Source organism: Pseudomonas sp. Pme6b, from assembly GCF_058129925.1.
In genome coordinates, this window is record NZ_CM176704.1 from 2,836,744 (window position 1) to 2,853,532 (window position 16,789).

At 59.0% G+C, this 16,789-nt stretch carries 13 protein-coding genes; 7 read left to right on the forward strand and 6 right to left on the reverse strand.

The window, feature by feature from the left end:
* Window positions 1-17 precede the first annotated feature (17 nt).
* The 5 genes from AC4ANE_RS12880 (at window position 18) to AC4ANE_RS12900 (ending at window position 7,019) form a co-directional block, all read left to right on the forward strand.
* On the forward strand, window positions 18-1,088 hold the full coding sequence (locus tag AC4ANE_RS12880; RefSeq protein WP_002553826.1) for a DUF1615 domain-containing protein: 1,071 nt from the start codon (window positions 18-20) through the stop codon (window positions 1,086-1,088).
* 307 nt (window positions 1,089-1,395) lie between these two features.
* Window positions 1,396-3,207, forward strand: a complete 1,812-nt coding sequence (locus tag AC4ANE_RS12885) for an ABC transporter ATP-binding protein (protein WP_460408963.1) — start codon at window positions 1,396-1,398, stop codon at window positions 3,205-3,207.
* Between the two features lie 87 nt (window positions 3,208-3,294).
* A complete protein-coding gene (locus AC4ANE_RS12890; protein WP_002553824.1) occupies window positions 3,295-4,332 on the forward strand; it encodes an NADP(H)-dependent aldo-keto reductase in 1,038 nt (345 codons plus the stop codon).
* A gap of 67 nt (window positions 4,333-4,399) precedes the next feature.
* Window positions 4,400-5,200 carry an SDR family oxidoreductase gene (locus AC4ANE_RS12895; protein ID WP_002553823.1) on the forward strand — a complete coding sequence of 267 codons (801 nt, stop codon included), beginning with the start codon at window positions 4,400-4,402 and terminating at the stop codon, window positions 5,198-5,200.
* On the forward strand, window positions 5,193-7,019 hold the full coding sequence (locus tag AC4ANE_RS12900) for a glycoside hydrolase family 15 protein (protein ID WP_002553822.1): 1,827 nt from the start codon (window positions 5,193-5,195) through the stop codon (window positions 7,017-7,019). The genes AC4ANE_RS12895 and AC4ANE_RS12900 overlap by 8 nt, the downstream gene beginning before the upstream one ends.
* Before the next feature lie 48 nt (window positions 7,020-7,067).
* Here AC4ANE_RS12900 and AC4ANE_RS12905 read toward each other — a convergent pair whose 3' ends face one another.
* From AC4ANE_RS12905 to AC4ANE_RS12925, 5 genes are read right to left on the reverse strand one after another with little or no spacing between them, the layout of a single operon-like run.
* Complete coding sequence (locus AC4ANE_RS12905) at window positions 7,068-8,495, reverse strand: DUF2723 domain-containing protein (RefSeq protein WP_002553821.1); 1,428 nt, start codon at window positions 8,493-8,495, stop codon at window positions 7,068-7,070.
* A 54-nt stretch (window positions 8,496-8,549) separates the two neighbouring features.
* The gene (locus AC4ANE_RS12910; RefSeq protein WP_031596188.1) at window positions 8,550-9,515 is read right to left on the reverse strand and encodes a lysylphosphatidylglycerol synthase transmembrane domain-containing protein; all 966 of its coding nucleotides are present in this window, start codon (window positions 9,513-9,515) and stop codon (window positions 8,550-8,552) included.
* Window positions 9,512-10,252 (reverse strand): SDR family oxidoreductase, encoded by a 741-nt coding sequence (locus AC4ANE_RS12915; RefSeq protein ID WP_002553819.1) that lies wholly within the window; start codon window positions 10,250-10,252, stop codon window positions 9,512-9,514. The genes AC4ANE_RS12910 and AC4ANE_RS12915 overlap by 4 nt, the downstream gene beginning before the upstream one ends.
* Window positions 10,249-11,565 (reverse strand): FAD-binding oxidoreductase, encoded by a 1,317-nt coding sequence (locus AC4ANE_RS12920; protein ID WP_002553818.1) that lies wholly within the window; start codon window positions 11,563-11,565, stop codon window positions 10,249-10,251. The genes AC4ANE_RS12915 and AC4ANE_RS12920 overlap by 4 nt, the downstream gene beginning before the upstream one ends.
* Window positions 11,562-13,013, reverse strand: coding sequence for a UbiA family prenyltransferase (locus tag AC4ANE_RS12925; protein ID WP_002553817.1), 1,452 nt, complete (start codon window positions 13,011-13,013; stop codon window positions 11,562-11,564). The genes AC4ANE_RS12920 and AC4ANE_RS12925 overlap by 4 nt, the downstream gene beginning before the upstream one ends.
* Window positions 13,014-13,384: 371 nt before the next feature.
* Here AC4ANE_RS12925 and norR point away from each other — a divergent pair, with 371 nt between their 5' ends.
* Both norR and AC4ANE_RS12935 read left to right on the forward strand, forming a co-directional pair.
* Window positions 13,385-14,935, forward strand: coding sequence for a nitric oxide reductase transcriptional regulator NorR (gene norR / locus AC4ANE_RS12930; protein ID WP_002553816.1), 1,551 nt, complete (start codon window positions 13,385-13,387; stop codon window positions 14,933-14,935).
* A gap of 116 nt (window positions 14,936-15,051) precedes the next feature.
* Complete coding sequence (locus tag AC4ANE_RS12935) at window positions 15,052-15,276, forward strand: DUF6555 family protein (RefSeq protein WP_004658504.1); 225 nt, start codon at window positions 15,052-15,054, stop codon at window positions 15,274-15,276.
* 22 nt (window positions 15,277-15,298) lie between these two features.
* Here the strand turns inward: AC4ANE_RS12935 and AC4ANE_RS12940 are convergent, their stop codons facing one another.
* Window positions 15,299-16,717 carry an MFS transporter gene (locus AC4ANE_RS12940; protein ID WP_057425673.1) on the reverse strand — a complete coding sequence of 473 codons (1,419 nt, stop codon included), beginning with the start codon at window positions 16,715-16,717 and terminating at the stop codon, window positions 15,299-15,301.
* Window positions 16,718-16,789 lie beyond the last annotated feature (72 nt).

The window sequence follows — 16,789 nt, forward strand, 5'->3', positions numbered from 1 at the left end:
GGCTAAGCAAATCGCTCATGCTGAGCGTCGGGCTGCTGGTGCTGGCAGGTTGTGGCACCCAGCGTGTGCAGGAACCTGAACTGAGCCCGGAACAGGCGCGTGCGCAGATCGTGCGCCTGATGCCTGCCACTGTTACGGATCGGCAGGCTTGGGCAACGGATATCCATGCCGCATTTGCCGCGCAGAAAATTCCGATGACCACCGAAAACCTGTGCTCGGTATTGGCTGTGACCGAACAGGAGTCAACCTTTCAGGTCGACCCTGCGGTGCCGGACATGGGCCGCATTGCCCGTGCCGAAATAAACCGCCGCGCGGCGCGCTTGCATATCCCCAATGCATTGATAGCCACTGCATTGCGCGTACGTTCACCAGACGGCAAGACCTATGGCAAGCGGCTCGATTCAGCCCGCACAGAGAAAGACCTCAGCGCGATCTTTGATGATTTCATCGGCATGGTACCGCTGGGCCAGACACTGTTCGGCAATTTCAACCCGGTCAAGACCGGCGGCCCGATGCAGGTCAGCATCGCCTTTGCCGAGAAGCATGCGGAAGATTATCCCTACACGGTGGATGGCTCGATCCGACGCGAAGTCTTTACTCGCCGTGGCGGCATGTATTTCGGCATCGTTCATCTACTGGGTTACCCGGTGAACTACACCCAGTCCCTGTACCGCTTTGCCGATTTCAATGCCGGTTGGTACGCCAGTCGCAATGCCGCGTTTCAGAACGCGGTGAGTCGTGCGACCGGCATCGAGCTGGCGCTTGATGGCGATCTGATTCGTTTCGACTCCACCTCGCCAGGCTCCACCGAGCTGGCAGTGCGAACCCTGGCTGACCGGCTGGGCATGAACAAGTCACAGATATGGAACCAGCTCAAGCAGGGCGATACCCTGGAGTTCGAAGAGACCGATCTGTACAGCAAGGTGTTTGCACTGGCGGACAAGGCAGCAGGCAAGCCCTTGCCAAGAGCCATCCTGCCCGGCATCACCCTGAAAAGCCCGAAAATCACCCGCAACCTGACCACCGCCTGGTTCGCCGAACGCGTCGACGACCGCCGCGAACGCTGCGTACAGCGCGCACCGAAGTGAGGGTGAGTCCGGAATAAGCGATCACACATCGATTATCGTTACCACGCTCCGCGTGGTAACGCAGTTCGTGACGCTCCGCGTCACACATTAGAGCCTCGACACCTGATTCAGGTCGTACGAGATGCTGGCCTGAGCTCCGGTTACGCCTGCTGTTTTCACCAGACTGAAGATGTGTGACGCAGAGCGTCACGAACTGCATGCCAACGCGGAGCATTGGCACGATAGTCATCTCAAGGCTTTGTGTATAACGATGAGCGCTCCAGTGAACTGCCCCCTATATGTAAGGCTCTTCAGGATTTTTTAACGTATGCCGGTTTTCAAACGCTTCACGTCGTTCATGCAGCAGGCCTTACAGGCCATGCATCTGGTCTGGACCACGTCCCGAGCGCTCTCCGTTGGTTTGATCGTTGCCACGCTGGTGGCAGGCTTGCTGCCCGCGCTGGCCGCCTGGTTGGGGCAGCGGATTGTCGATGCGGTGGTCAGTGCCATGCAACTGCATGCCAGCACTGGCGAGGCGCCTCTATGGCCGGTGTTGCGTTATGTGTTGCTGGAGGCCGGTGTACTGGCGCTGCTGGCCGGTGCGCAACGCGGGCTGTCGGTGCAGCAGGCGCTGTTGCGGGTGTTGCTGGGGCAGAAGGTCAATACGTTGATTCTGGAGAAGGCCCAGACCCTGTCACTGTCGCAGTTCGAGGATTCGGAGTTCTACGACAAGCTGGTACGAGTCCGGCGTGAAGCCTCGACCCGGCCTCTGGCGCTGGTGACCAAATCCCTGGGATTGCTGCAAAACCTCATTTCGCTGATCAGCTTTGCCGTACTGCTGGTGCATTTCTCGCCCTGGGCGTTGCTGATTCTGGTGCTCGGCGCATTGCCGGTGTTTTTTGCCGAGGCGCATTTTTCCGGCGACGCGTTCCGCCTGTTTACCCGGCGTGCTCCGGAAACCCGTCGGCAGAACTACATCGAAACACTGCTCTCCCACGAGGGCTACATCAAAGAGGTCAAGCTGTTCGGCTTCGCGCCGCTGCTGCTCAAACGATATCGCGACACCTTTGAACGGTTGTATGCCGAAGACCGCCGCTTGACCGTGCGCCGTGATGGCTGGGGCTTTCTGCTCGGCTTGCTGGGCACTGCTTCGTTCTATCTGGCGTACGCCTGGGTGGTGGTCGATGCGGTGCATGGGCGTATTACCCTGGGGCAGATGACCATGTACCTGGTGCTGTTCAAGCAAGGGCAGGCCGCTGTGAGCAGCAGCCTGAGTGCGATCAGTGGTTTGTACGAGGACGGGCTGTACCTGGCCGACCTGTACATTTACCTCGGTCAGCCGGTCATGCCGTCTGCTGGCAGCCTGACCCAGGGTGCGCTGCCCGGCGATGGCATGCGTTTCGAGAACGTCAGCTTCACTTACCCTGGCACCAGCCGCGCAGCATTGGAAAACATCGATCTGCATCTTGCACCGGGTCGTAGCGTGGCGCTGGTGGGCGAGAACGGCTCGGGGAAGACCACCCTGATCAAGTTGCTGACGCGCCTTTATCAGCCCGACCAAGGCCGTATTCTGCTGGATGGCAGCGATCTGCAGGACTGGGACGAAGACGCCCTGCGGTCGCGCATCGGCGTGATTTTTCAGGACTTCATCCGCTATCAGTTTCTGGTCGGTGAAAACCTAGGGGTCGGCGATACCCACGCCTTTCACGACGAAACCCGCTGGCGCGAAGCCGCTGCGCAAGGCATGGCAGCGCAGTTTATCGAACAGCTCGACAAGGGTTACGCCACACAGTTGGGGCGTTGGTTCGCAGGCGGTCAGGAGCTGTCCGGCGGGCAGTGGCAGAAAATCGCGCTGTCACGCGCCTATATGCGCCGCGATGCCGATATTCTGATTCTCGATGAGCCCACTGCCGCGTTGGATGCCGGGGCAGAAGCTGCGGTATTCGAGCACTTTCGCGAGTACGCCAAGGGACGCATGACGCTGCTGATTTCCCACCGTTTTTCCAGTGTGCGCAACGCCGAACATATCGTGGTGCTGGAGCATGGGCGGGTGCTGGAGCGCGGTGATCACGACAGCCTGATCGCCGCCGCAGGGCGCTACGCCGCGCTGTTCGATCTGCAGGCGCAAGGCTATCGTTAGATAAAAAGTGTTGCAGTGAATGACCAGTCGGCGTTTTATGGGAGCCCTGTTTCAAGCTGTATCTTTTTGAATCAAACGGAGACATCGATGCAATTTCGTAAATTGGGCAAAACCGATCTGTCGGTCAGCGCGATCTGTCTGGGCACCATGACCTGGGGCGAGCAGAACACCCAGGATGAAGCATTCGAACAGATTCGTATGGCCAAGGATGCCAAGGTCAACTTCCTCGACACGGCAGAAATGTACCCGGTGCCGCCGCGTGGCGAGACTTACACCAAGACCGAAAGCATCATCGGCGAGTACTTCAAGAAGTACGGGGACCGCAACGACTGGGTACTGGCCAGCAAGGTCGCCGGTCCAGGTCGCATGGATCATATCCGCGATGGCAATCCGCGGCTTGACCGCAAGAACATCACTGCGGCGCTGGAAGCCAGCCTCAAGCGCCTTAATACTGATTACCTGGACCTGTACCAGTTGCACTGGCCGGATCGCAAGACCAACTTCTTCGGCGTGCTGGGTTACACCCACGACCCGGATGATCAGGCTGTCGAAATCGAAGAAACCCTGTCGGTACTGGGCGATCTGGTCAAGGCGGGCAAGATTCGCCACTTCGGCCTATCCAACGAAACGCCATGGGGCACTCAGCGTTTTCTGCACCTTGCCGAAACCCTCGATCTGCCACGTGCTGTCTCGATCCAGAACCCCTACAACCTGCTTAACCGCACCTTCGAAGTGGGTCTGGCAGAAATCGCTATTCGCGAACAGATCGGCTTGCTGGCCTATTCGCCACTGGCGTTCGGTGTGTTGGCCGGCAAGTACCTGGACGGTGCACGTCCGGCTGATGGCCGCCTGACCCTGTTCGAGCGTTTCCAGCGCTACAACAACCCGCAGGCCGTCACTGCCACAGCCAAGTATGTCGCGCTGGCTCGCGAGCATGGTCTGGATCCACCGCAGATGGCGCTGGCCTATGTCACCAGCCGTCCGTTCGTGACCAGCAACATCATTGGTGCCACGAAACTGGATCAACTGAAGATCAACCTGGAGAGCATCGCCGTCACGCTGTCCGACGAGGTCATCGCCGGCATCGAAGCCATTCATACCACTCAGCCCAACCCGGCACCCTAAGCCGAACTGAACTTACTTTCAGCCTCGTCAGTCAGCACTAGTACGCTTACTCCGAGGCTGAAATTCGATGCATATCTCACTCAAGCAACAAGTCGCTATCGTCACCGGAGCCAGTTCCGGTCTCGGCGCGGGTGCCGCGCGAGCGCTGGCGGACGCCGGGGCGGCGGTGGTGATCAATTACAACTCCAAGGCTGAACCTGCCGAGAAGCTGGCTGAAGAGATTCGCGCAACGGGCGGTCGCGCCCTTGCTGTCGGGGCCGACGTGTCGAAAGAAGCAGACGTCGAGCGCCTGTTTGCGCAGACCATCGAGCACTTTGGCGCATTGGACATCCTGGTCGCCAACTCGGGCCTGCAAAAAGACGCAGCCATCGTCGACATGAGCCTGGAAGACTGGAACACGGTCATCAATGTCAACCTGACCGGGCAATTTCTCTGTGCCCGTGCGGCGTTGCGCCAGTTCATCAAGCAAGGCATGCGCCCTGATGTGTCACGGGCGATGGGCAAGATCATTCACATGAGTTCGGTGCATCAGTTGATTCCATGGGCCGGGCACGTCAATTACGCAGCGTCCAAGGGCGGCGTCGACCTGTTGATGCGCAGCATCGCTCAGGAAGTCGGCGAGCTGAAAATTCGCGTCAACAGCGTCGCGCCGGGTGCTATTCGCACGCCGATCAATGCCGACGCGCGCAAGGGCGACGCCGAGAAGGAAATGCTCAAGCTGATCCCTTATGGCCGTATCGGTGAGCCTGAAGACGTCGCCAATGCCGTGCTCTGGCTGGCCTCCGATGCCTCGGATTATGTGCACGGCACAACCCTGTACATCGACGGCGGGATGACCCTTTATCCGGAGTTCCGTGGCAATGGCTGACTTTCCCCAAGAAGCGCAAAACCGTATCGAAGACCACGGCATCATCGGCGATATGCGCAGCGCCGCGTTGATCGCCAACACCGGCAGCATCGATTTCTGCTGCTGGCCGGATTTCGACAGCCCGTCGATTTTCACCGCGCTGCTGGATACGCCCGATGCCGGGATCTTTCAGCTGGCGCCCGATTTGCCTGACGCCAGGCGGCTGCAGATCTACCTGCCGGACACCAATGTCCTGCAAACCCGCTGGATTTCCGAGGGCGCGGTGGTGGAAGTCACCGACCTGATGCCGATTGGTGAAGATCAGGACGATCTGCCGCGCATCGTGCGTAGGGTTCAAGTGCGTTTTGGCGAGGCCACCATTCGCATGCGCTGCCGGGTACGCATGGACTACAGCCGTGCTGAAACCACCGCTCGCGTCGATGGCCAGGACATCTGTTTCGAGGCCGAAGGGCAGCCAGGCATGCGCTTGTCGGCTGCTACGCCGCTACAGCTGGAGCAGCAGGACGCTGTAGCCAAGTTTCACATGCATAAAGGCCAGACCGTCGAGTTCATTCTTGGCGGTATCGACGACCCGAACGTGGCCGCAGGCAAATGCTCGCGCTATTTCGACGACACACTGAAATTCTGGCGGCGCTGGGCCGGGCAATCGCAATACAAGGGCCGCTGGCGTGAAATGGTCACTCGCTCGGCGCTGGCGCTCAAGCTGCTGACCTCGCGCAAGCATGGGGGCATTGTCGCAGCCGCGACGTTCGGTCTGCCGGAAACCGAGGGCGGCGAGCGCAACTGGGACTACCGTTACACCTGGATACGTGACGCATCATTCACCGTGTATGCGTTCATGCGCCTGGGGTACACCGATGAAGCCAATGCCTTCATGAGCTGGGTGCGCGGGCGACTGGATGACTGCTGTGAACAGACCGAGAAACTCGGCATTCTGTATGCCCTCGATGGCCACGCAGAATTGCCGGAAGACAATCTCGATCATTTGTCCGGCTACGGCGGTGCTCAGCCGGTACGCATCGGCAATGAGGCCTACAAGCAGGTTCAGCTGGATATCTATGGCGAACTGATGGACGCCGTCTACCTGGCCAACAAGTATGGAGACGCTATTTCCCATGATGGCTGGCAGCATGTCGTTCGCCAGGTCGACTACGTGTGCGAACACTGGAGCGACCGCGATGTGGGCATCTGGGAAATGCGCGGTGGCGATCAGCATTTTCTGCATTCGCGGCTGATGTGCTGGGTTGCACTGGACCGGGCACTGCGCCTGGCGTTCAAGCGCTCGCTGTCGGGGCCCTTCGAGCGCTGGACCAGGGTACGTGAAGAGATCCACAACGACATCTGGGGGAATTTCTGGAACGAAGACCTGGGCCACTTCGTGCAGCACAAGGGCAGCCGCAATCTGGATGCCTCGATGCTGCTGATGCCGCTGGTACGCTTTGTCGGTGCCAATGACCCGAAGTGGCTGGCGACGCTGGACGCCATCGAAGCAGCACTGGTGCGTGACGGGATGGTATTCCGCTATCGCAACGATGATGATCACGATGACGGACTGGCAGGCGAAGAGGGCGCATTCGTTGCCTGTTCGTTCTGGTACGTCGAATGTCTGGCCCGTGCCGGTCGGGTCGAGCAGGCGCATCTGGAGTTCGAACAATTGCTGCGTTACGCCAACCCGCTGGGCTTGTACGCCGAAGAATTCGACGCGCATGCTCATCATCTCGGTAATACACCGCAGGCCCTGAGCCATCTGGCGTTGATCAGCGCGGCCAGTTTTCTGGACCGCAAACTGGGCGGCGGGCAGGCGCTCTGGCAGCCTTGAGAGTGTGCGCGAACGTGTCATGAATGTGAGTCAGAGGTTCATTCATGATCAGTTCGCCTGCAATGAATATCCTGCCGGCTGTTCTTCCAGCCGGTAGTTCTGTGTAAGCGTCCCGCAATAGCTCAACCGTGGCAGATAGACGCCGTTGCTGTTCAAGGCCGCTCGAATGGCAACGTTGTCGTCGCACATGGCCAGCCTGCGACCGCCAAGCAGCCCGATGGCTTGCCCGGAGCGCATGGCACCCATCGGTGTCCAGTCGGCGATGATCAACGCACCGTTGGGCACGACCTGTTCATAGGCGCGCACGAACTGCTCGGCAGAGCGGTCGCGCAGGTAAGGCACCATGAAATAACGGATATCGTCGCGATAGGGCAGCTTCTCCTTATGCTCAGGAAAATGTATGACCCCGTTTGCGTAAAGTGAATACGCCAACAGAACCACTGTCGGCGAGGACAATACCGAGAGATTGAGCAAGGTGCTGCGTGTCACATTGTGTGGCAAAACCCGCCGCAGCTGAATCATGCCGATGATGCTCAGCATCGCCACGCCGGGTAGAAAAAAGGTGAAACGGTCGGTCACGTTATAGGAAATGGCAAAAACCAGATTCAACAGCGCCGCACTCCACAACAACCGCAGCCGACTCTCCTTGGGAAACAGCAGCAGCCCCGCCAACTGCGGCCCTATCAGTGACAGCAGCACCAGTATGGCTGCGTTCCTTTCCTCCAGGAGTTCGTCGAAACGCAACAGGCTGCCTTGCCACTCAGGCCCCGCAATGGTCGCGGACGCACCGGTCAGGTAACGTCGAGCAATATCCAGCAGGCCCAATCCGGTGTTCAGGTCATTGAATACCGCGACAGCCGCCGACGCGAAGCCGAGCATGAAGCCGGGCAGGGTGATCAAAACGCGCGCTTTATACAGGTACAGCAGATGCAGGTACAGCGGCAGCAGGACCACGAAGGTCAGTTGATGAGTCGAGGCCGCCATTCCAGTCAGCACGCCAATCATGAACAGCTTTTTCAGCGGCGTCAGACGGTTACTGTCATTGAACTGCAGCGTATAAGCCAGCAGTACGAACAGCGTGTGCAGCAGATAAACCTCGGCTTTGGTCGACACCCAGAACACTCCGTGCGCCAATACCGTCGCTGCGCCAGCGAGTACGGCCTGACGTGGCCCGGCGCCGAGGCTTTGCGCCAGTCGATAGACGATCCATGCCAACGGCACGAGGAGTAACGAATTCAGCAGGCTGAGCGCGCGTGGGCCGAACAGTGTGAAGAATACCGAGTTGAGCAGTTGATAAAGCGGATGCTCCAGCGGTCCGAGCGACTCACTGAAATAATGGCCTTCGCGGGCGTTGGCCAGAAACATGCCATTGTCCATCCATTGCACCGGCCCGCTGGAGGCCAGAAAACTTGCGGCGATGGCGGCACCCAGCAGAAACAGGGGCATGGCAATCGAGGTGCGCGAATCGGGTAGCATTGAACAGCTCCTCCGTGAGGTGAACAAAAGGTGTCGGGTGCCTGCTTTACTGCCTCAAGGCTGACGTCCCGGTGGTGCAGCGTTGAATCGGGAAAGCATCACGGCACCGATCGCCACTGCGAACCACAGGGTCGCCAGACGTATCAGCAGCGTGGCGGCAATCGCGTCGGCCCCAGGCATGCCCTTGAACATCAGCAGCCCGACCATCACTGCTTCGGCACTGCCCAGGCCACCCGGCATGAAGCTCAACGCTCCGGCGAGCATTGCCAGTGCATAGGTGAACACGGCAAACGTCAGTGGGATCTGCGCGCCCATCCAGCCAAGCATCCAGTAAAACGCTAGTGCCTCGGCGCTCCAGGCAAGCAGACTGAGCAGGCTGGCGGTCAGCAACACTCTCCCGTGCAGGCATTGACGGGCGGCGAGCAGGATGTCGAACAGCTGCCGCCGCAGCCTGTGCAGTCGTGTGCTCTTCTCCGTCGGCAGCGCACCTCGCATGCGCTTCAGAAAATGACCCTGAGACAGCACCAGCAGCCCCGCCAGAACCAGCGCCAGGCCGATAAAAATCATGGGTTGCGCCTGCGGGTACCACGACAGACCGAACAGCGTCAGCAGCACGATGGCCAGCAGATCGGACAGGCGTTCGCTGAAAAATGCAGCAAAACTTTGTGGGTACGGTACGCCCAGCGGCCTGAGCAATACGCCACGCAATGCTTCGCCGGCCTTGCCGGGCGTGGTTGTCAGGGCGAAGCCGGCCAGGTAGATCCGCAGGCTTTGCCGCCAGGCAAGCGGATGCCCCAGCACCTCAAGGTAAAGCTGCCAGCGTCCGAAGCGCAGCGCGTAGTTGATTGCCGACATCAGCAAGACCAAGCCAATGCCCTGCACCCCGACCTTGCCGGTTGCTGCGCTGACTGCCTGCCAGCCGCCCCACAGGGAAAATCCCAGATAGCCCAGTGCCGAGAAGACGACCGACAGCAGCACCGCCCGATAGCGCCAGCCTGACAGCAGCGGCATGTCGCTCAAAGGTCGAGCCTTTTGAATAATGGCTGTGGAATCGCGCGAATCACCCACATGATCCATGCCCAGAAGCCCGGCGCATAAAGGCTTGTAGACCGGCGTGCGATGCCCTTGACGATGCGCTCGGCAACAGCTGCCGGTTGCGCAACCAGCAAGGCAGGCAACGGCAGGCCGTGGGTCATGGGCGTGTCGACACAACCCGGCTTGATGGTCACTACGTGTACGCCGAGTTTGAACATCCGCGCCTGCAACCCGTCGCAGAACGTCGAGACGGCAGCCTTGGCCGAGCCGTACAGGTAATTGGAAGGGCGTCCTCGATCACCAGCGACGGAGGAAAGCACTGCCAGTGTGCCGCAGCGCTGCACTTCGAAATGCCTGGCCAGCAGGGTCAGCAAGGCAATAACCGATGCACCGTTGGTGATGAATTCCTGTATGGCCAGGCCTGCGTATTGCTCGCAGGCCTTCTGGTCGGGCAGGGTGCCGTGAGCCAACAGGACGATATCGATCTGCCCCAATGCAGCCAGACAGTCGGCCAGCATAGCCGGGTGTTCTGAAAAGTGCGTAACGTCCAGTCGGTGTGTGTCGATACGCCCGGCACCGCGCGCCTTGAGATCGGCTGCATTGCTGTCGAGCTTCTCCATGTCGCGCGCCACCAGAAAAAAATCACAGCCCTGCGCGGCCCAGAGTCGGGCACAGGCGTGGGCGATGGCTGATGTCGCGCCGATGATCAGAATTTTTTTCATGGCATCACTCGTTTCCAGAAGCGGGACATCAAGGAAGGGTCACGCAGGGCTTCAAGTTGCTCCCAGGCTGGATAGGCCTGGCGGAAATCGCTCCCGGTCAGGTGTGCATCTTTTGCCGGATATAGACGTCCACCCGCTTCACGGACAATGGCATCCAGGCGTGGGAACAGTGTTTCGGCCAGCTCGCGCGTCTGCGAAAAATCCAGTGCCAGCGAAGTACCCGGCATCGGGAAGGACAGCAGCCCCGGCGAAGCGATATCGCCGCAGCGCTTGAGTACCGCAAGGAATGAACCCCGGCCCGATGCAGCAATCGCATCGAGCAGCAGTTGCATGGCCTTGGGCGCGCAATGCCCGGGGATCACGCACTGGTATTGCTGAAACCCTTTGCGACCATAAAGACGATTCCAGTGCTGGATGCGATCCAGCGGGTAGAAGAACGCTTCGCACGCGCTGCGGCGGGCCTTGGCCTGTTGTGGATGGGCGTGCCAGTAGATCGAATTGAATGCACGCAAGGACAGATGGTTGACCAGTGAAAGCGGGGCAATGAACGGTATGCTCAGACGCTTGGGCGCATCGACCGTTAGCGACCCGTAACGAGCGTGGTCGCCGACGATGTACACGCCACGGCCGCTATTACTGCCTCGCGCCAGGCAATCAATCCAGGCCACGCTGTATTCGTGCTGCGCGTCCAGCTCGTGCGACAGGGTAAAAAATTCTGCCAGATTGGCGAAGCGCACCACCGTGCTGTTGATCTGACTGGTACGGATCGGCATCAATTGCAGCTCGACCCGACTGATAACGCCGGTCAAGCCCAGGCCGCCGATGCTGGCAGCGAAAAAAAAAGGGTTTTCCACGGCCGAACAAACCATCGGCGGCTCGCCATGACGTATCAATTCGAAACGCATGACATGACAGCCGAAGGTGCCGCGTAGATGATGATTCTTGCCGTGCACGTCGTTGGCAAGTGCGCCGCCTATCGTCACAAACTGCGTGCCCGGTGTGACCGGTAGAAACCAGCCGCGCGGGATTGCTGCCGCCAGCAGTTGTGACAGGGTCATGCCTGCTTCCAGTTGCACCACGCCGTTCTGCCAGTCTGCGGCGATGAAGCGATCCAGCTTGCGCATGTCCAGTACGTGACCACTGCTGGCCAGACAACTGTCGCCGTAGCTACGGCCGTTGCCGAACGGCAGGCTGGTGTGATGGTGCGCAAGTGTTTCCGAGATGTGCGCCGGCAAGCGATTTACCGCCTCACAGTCATGACCTTGCTGGGCAACCTGCGGGTAGCGCCCCCAGGAGTAGAGAGGCGCGCTCATGCGGCGATCCAGAACACCAGCAGGAACAGAAAACCGATCCCCTGGCTGATCCGGTCGCGGATTGCGAAAACTACCGGGTCCTCGTTCATCTGACCGCGATGGGTGAGCATCCAGATCCGGGTGATCCAGAACAACAGCAACGGGCAGGCCAGCCAGATCACATGCGGATGCTGATACAGGGCAACCGTCGCGCCCTCATGGATGTAAAGCGCCAGGACCATTACCGCCAGATTGCCCGACGATGCACCCAGGGAGGCGATCATGTCCAGATCGCCCGGGTAGTAGCCGCGGCCGCGTGTCTTGACGGTCACATCGCACAGCCTAGCGTCGCGCAGTTCGGCATAGCGCTTGACCAGCGCGAGGCTGAGAAACAGAAACATTGAAAATGCCAGAATCCAGAACGTCAGCGGCAACTGAAACGCCGCTGCACCGGCCAGGATGCGCGTGGTGTAGAGCATCGCCAGAACAATGACGTCCACTGCCATGTGGCGCTTGAGGTAAAGCGAGTAGACCAGCGTCAGCAAGTAATAGGCAGCCAGCACCGCCGCAAATTGCCATGGCAACATGATTGCCGCGCCGGCGAAGGCTGCTGCGAGCAACAGCGGGATCACCAGTAAGCCGGATTCGATCGACAACTGACCGCTGGCGAACGGGCGCTCGCGTTTGCTTCGATGGTGGCGGTCATCTGCCAGATCAAGCAGGTCATTGAGCAGGTAAACGCTTGATGCGCAGAGCCCGAAACACAAAAATGCCAGCAATCCGTCGAGCAGCAATTGCGTGCTCTGGACTTGGTGAGCAGCGAGCAGGGGCACAAAAATCAGTGTGTTTTTCAGCCATTGGTGGAGGCGCAACGCCTTGTACCACGCACTGCGTCGGGACGATGTGGATTTGATCACCTGTTCGACTTTTCCTTGTGCCCGCGCCGCGCGCTCCACACCTGCGAGCGGGCTGGCGACGATGGCCTTGCGTGAGACTTTCCAGATGCACAGGTCGTCCCGGGAATTACCGATGTAATCAAAGCCGCCCTCACCATAATGGCTGACCAGCAAATCGCGTTTGCGATGGGCAGAAAGATTGGTTTTACCGTCCGAGGCCCAGACCTGATCAAACATTTGCAGGTGTGCTGCAATCTGGTTGGCAAGGGTTTCGTGAGAGGCCGTTGCCAAAACCACCCTGCGCCCGTGCTGCCGACTGGTCTGGATATAAGCGATGACCGCAGCATCGTAGGGCAGTAACGCAATGTCGATGTCGGTGCCCAGAGCCAGCCCTTGCTTGAGGGACGCCTTGCCTTGTAACAGCCAGGTAAAAAGCTTGAATACCTGTAGTGGTCGGCCTCGGATAAAAGCTACTGCGGTTTCAAACAGCAAATCTGAACGCAGCAGCGTTCCATCGAGGTCGACAACCAGAGGTGTATCAACCTCAAGAACTCCTCCTTGAGTGCCGGGCATGAACAGTTGCTCCTGTAAAAGTGAGCGCACTATGGAACAAGACCGGACAATCGCCACATCAATAAAATTAAACGATATCCATCATTCAGCCGTGCCTGTGGCGTCAGAAAAATTAAGGGTCGGGCAACTGTAATTGCATGAACGCTATTGATTCATTGATTGATCAAATAACGGAATCTGGTACGGAAATTGTAAAGTTAATGAGTCATTTCAGAGGGCTGATTAACGGCGGTAGCTCTGATTCGCGCGTTGATACAACGTGTTCGACATACGGTGCCAGAACGGGCGAGCCTGGATAAACATCGCGGTGACCACTTATTCAGCCTGGCGAGTCATAATGACGCCTTTGTTGGCCGTCTGCTGGAGTCGTAATGACCCACCCCCTGTTGCGTGAGCTGATACCGTTGGTGTCCGACCTGTCCAGAGAACTGCCGGACGAAGAGCGTTATCGGCGTCTGCTGTGCTCGCTGCGCCACTGGCTGCCTTGCGACGCTACTGCACTGCTCAGGCTTGAGGGTGATGTGCTGATTCCACTGGCGGTCGACGGACTCAGCCCGGACGCGCTCGGTCGTCGCTTCCGGGTCAGCGAGCATCCTCGCTTCGAGGCGTTGCTTGCGAGTGACGGGCCGCTGCGCTTTGCTGCCGATTGCGATTTACCGGACCCTTATGACGGGCTGGTCGACGGTCATGGCGCGTTGGAAGTGCATGATTGCCTGGGCTGCGTGCTGTCTGTTCAGGGGCGGCCCTGGGGGCTTATTACCCTGGATTCGCTGGACCCCTCCAGCTTTGGCAGCGTCGATCTGGATAACCTGCAGGCCTTCGCCAGCCTCGCCGCGGCAACGGTCATGGCGGGCGAGCGCATCAACCAGTTGGCGCGGGGTTTTGAAGATCAGCGCCAGTTGGCCGAGGTCTACAAGCGCGCTGCCGGAGGGCGAGCGCCTCGCGAGCTGATTGGTCAGAGCGCGGTTCACCAGCGTATGCAGCAGGAGATTGAACTGGTCGGCAACAGCCCGCTGACGGTACTGGTCATGGGTGAAACCGGTGTCGGCAAGGAGTTGGTGGCCGAGTCCATCCATCTGCACTCGCCGCGGGCACACAAGCCGCTGATCAGCCTCAACTGCGCCGCGCTGCCTGAAATGCTGGTCGAAAGCGAATTGTTCGGGCATGTCAAAGGCGCTTTTTCCGGGGCGGTCAATGGGCGTAGCGGCAGGTTCGAGCTGGCGGATGGCGGTACGTTGTTCCTTGACGAGGTGGGTGAGCTGCCATTGTCGGTGCAATCCAAGCTGTTGCGTGTGCTGCAAAGTGGTCAGTTGCAACGGGTGGGTGCTGATCAGGAACACCATGTGGATGTGCGCATCATCGCTGCCACCAATCGTGATCTGGCCGAGGAAGTGCGCTCCGGCCGGTTTCGGGCGGATCTCTATCATCGATTGAGCGTCTACCCGCTGCTCGTGCCAGCACTGCGCGAGCGCGGACGGGATGTGTTGCTGCTGGCCGGCTATTTTCTCGAGGAAAACCGTGTGCGCATGGGGCTACGTGGGCTGCGCCTGAGCGCCGAGGCGCAGCGGCTGCTGCTCGCGCACCCCTGGCCGGGTAACGTTCGTGAGCTGGAGCACCTGATCAGCCGGGCGGTGCTCAAGGCGTTGTCTGCCCATCCGCAAAAACCGCGCATCCTGACGGTCGAAGGGCCTGCGCTGGGCCTCGACGGCTCGGCGTCTGCCACGCCACTACCCACGGCTGAAAAAGCCCTTTCAGCGGCTGTGCAGGGGGCAGGGCTCAAGGCGTCGGTGGATGCTTTTCAGCGTTCCTTGATTGTTGATTGTCTTGAACGACATCAAGGCCGTTGGGCAGAAGTGGCGCGCGATTTAGCGGTGGACAGAGCCAATCTCAATCGACTTGCCAAGCGCCTGGGTATTCGCTGATATATCCGAATGGGGATGTTCGTTGGTCGCCGATATTGAAAAAAGAATGAATTTCTTTGCAGTGAATGCAGTCACCTATACTTCAAGCCACTGCTGAAAAAAGGATCAGGCTTTCAATGGCACTTCCAAAGCATTACCGCATTGATTATCTGCTGAACGGTTCGTTCAAGAGTTTTTATATACGCACCGAGAATATGGACAACGCTGAAGCATGGCACTGTGCAAGTGTCGACGCGGGTCTTGCGCGCATACCGAAATACCGTTTGGAGAAAGTCGCCAAAGTGTCCAAGCCTTATGCGGAACACTTTGGTGTCACCAATGTGGAGTGGGCTCAGGCCTGAACCCACTCCTCGGTCAGTTCACTCAACGGTGGGCTATCTGCTCCAGCGCCAGATTGCGTGTACGTGGTCCGAACCGGCCAATGGTGATGATCACGATCAGCATGCTGCCAACGATGAACGCCAGTACGCCCGGTGTGCCGAAGTGGTCGAGGAAAATCCCGATCAGCAGGCTGCTGAACACCGTTGACAGGCGGCTGAACGAGTAGCAAAAGCCCACGGCACGTGCGCGGATGTTGGTCGGAAACAACTCGCCCTGGTATGAGTGATAACTGAAGCTCAGCCATGCGTTGCAGAATGTGATCATGATCCCGCAGAAAATAAGGCCTGCCGCGCTGGTCTGGAAGGCAAACAGGCTGCCGAAGATCATAGCTCCCAACGCTGAGCCGACGATTTGCCATTTGTTCTCGAAGCGGTTGGCAAATTTCACGAACAGCAACGGGCCGAGCGGGTAGGCCAGCGTGATCACGAACGCATACCCCAGGCTGTGTGTGACACTCAGGCCCTGGCCGGAAAGCAGGGCGGGTAGCCAGTTACCGAAGCCGAAGAAGCCAATGGCCTGGAAGACGTGAAATACGATCAGCATCAGTGCACGACGACGGTATGGCAGTTGCCACATATCAGCGAAGCTGCCGTTGCCTGACAGCGCGACTTTCTCCGGTTCAGGTTCATCCAGCGGCTTGCCCTGGTCTTTGATACAACGTGCTTCAATTCCGTCCATGATCAGTTCGGCTTCGTCGAAACGCCCCTGCTGCGCCAGCCAGCGAGGTGATTCTGGCAGTGCTGAACGCAGCCACCAGACAAACAGCGCAAATACCGCGCTGCCAATCACCACCCAGCGCCATCCGGAAAAGCCGAAGGGTGCCTGGGGCACCAGCCACCATGACATTAGCGCCACGCTGGGGACTGACAGGAACTGGATGAAAAATGCGAAGGCGAACGCCGAACTGCGTATGCGTTTGGGCACCAGTTCCGACAGGTAAGTGTCGATGGTCACCAGCTCTACGCCCAGGCCGATACCCACTACAAAGCGCATGCCTATCACGCCCAGAGCGGAGGTCTGCAGACCCATGATCACCGTGGCAATGGTGTACCAGATCAGCGCGAAGGTAAAAATTGCGCGGCGACCGTAACGGTCGGCAATCGGGCTAACCAGACTGGCACCGAAAAACAGACCCAGAAAGGTCGCCGAGGCAAAGGCTGCCTGATCGGAAAAGCCGAACAGGCCCTGGTTTCCCGTGGCAAAGATTCCGTCGCGAATCAGGCCGGGGCTGATATAGGCCGTCTGAAACAGGTCGTAAAGCTCGAAAAAACCGGCGATAGACAGCAGGGCGACCAGTTTCCAGATAGTGGCAACCGCAGGCAGTCGATCAATACGCGCCGAGATATACGCTGCCCGCAGCTGTTCGCCCTTGGGTGCACCTGTGCGAGGTGATGAGTTCATAGATGGCCATCCTGAGTTCTTGTAGAGGCCTGAATGGTACTCTTTACAATTTGTAATGAATGTTCTTTTAAT

What these genes read in the sequence shown, in the direction of transcription:
- AC4ANE_RS12880 (WP_002553826.1), top strand. Translation starts at nt 18, where the DNA reads ATGCTGAGCGTCGGGCTGCTGGTGCTGGCAGGTTGTGGCACCCAGCGT.
- AC4ANE_RS12885 (WP_460408963.1), top strand. Translation starts at nt 1,396, where the DNA reads ATGCCGGTTTTCAAACGCTTCACGTCGTTCATGCAGCAGGCCTTACAG.
- AC4ANE_RS12890 (WP_002553824.1), top strand. Translation starts at nt 3,295, where the DNA reads ATGCAATTTCGTAAATTGGGCAAAACCGATCTGTCGGTCAGCGCGATC.
- AC4ANE_RS12895 (WP_002553823.1), top strand. Translation starts at nt 4,400, where the DNA reads ATGCATATCTCACTCAAGCAACAAGTCGCTATCGTCACCGGAGCCAGT.
- AC4ANE_RS12900 (WP_002553822.1), top strand. Translation starts at nt 5,193, where the DNA reads ATGGCTGACTTTCCCCAAGAAGCGCAAAACCGTATCGAAGACCACGGC.
- AC4ANE_RS12905 (WP_002553821.1), bottom strand. Translation starts at nt 8,495, where the DNA reads ATGCTACCCGATTCGCGCACCTCGATTGCCATGCCCCTGTTTCTGCTG.
- AC4ANE_RS12915 (WP_002553819.1), bottom strand. Translation starts at nt 10,252, where the DNA reads ATGAAAAAAATTCTGATCATCGGCGCGACATCAGCCATCGCCCACGCC.
- AC4ANE_RS12920 (WP_002553818.1), bottom strand. Translation starts at nt 11,565, where the DNA reads ATGAGCGCGCCTCTCTACTCCTGGGGGCGCTACCCGCAGGTTGCCCAG.
- AC4ANE_RS12925 (WP_002553817.1), bottom strand. Translation starts at nt 13,013, where the DNA reads ATGCCCGGCACTCAAGGAGGAGTTCTTGAGGTTGATACACCTCTGGTT.
- norR (WP_002553816.1), top strand. Translation starts at nt 13,385, where the DNA reads ATGACCCACCCCCTGTTGCGTGAGCTGATACCGTTGGTGTCCGACCTG.
- AC4ANE_RS12935 (WP_004658504.1), top strand. Translation starts at nt 15,052, where the DNA reads ATGGCACTTCCAAAGCATTACCGCATTGATTATCTGCTGAACGGTTCG.
- AC4ANE_RS12940 (WP_057425673.1), bottom strand. Translation starts at nt 16,717, where the DNA reads ATGAACTCATCACCTCGCACAGGTGCACCCAAGGGCGAACAGCTGCGG.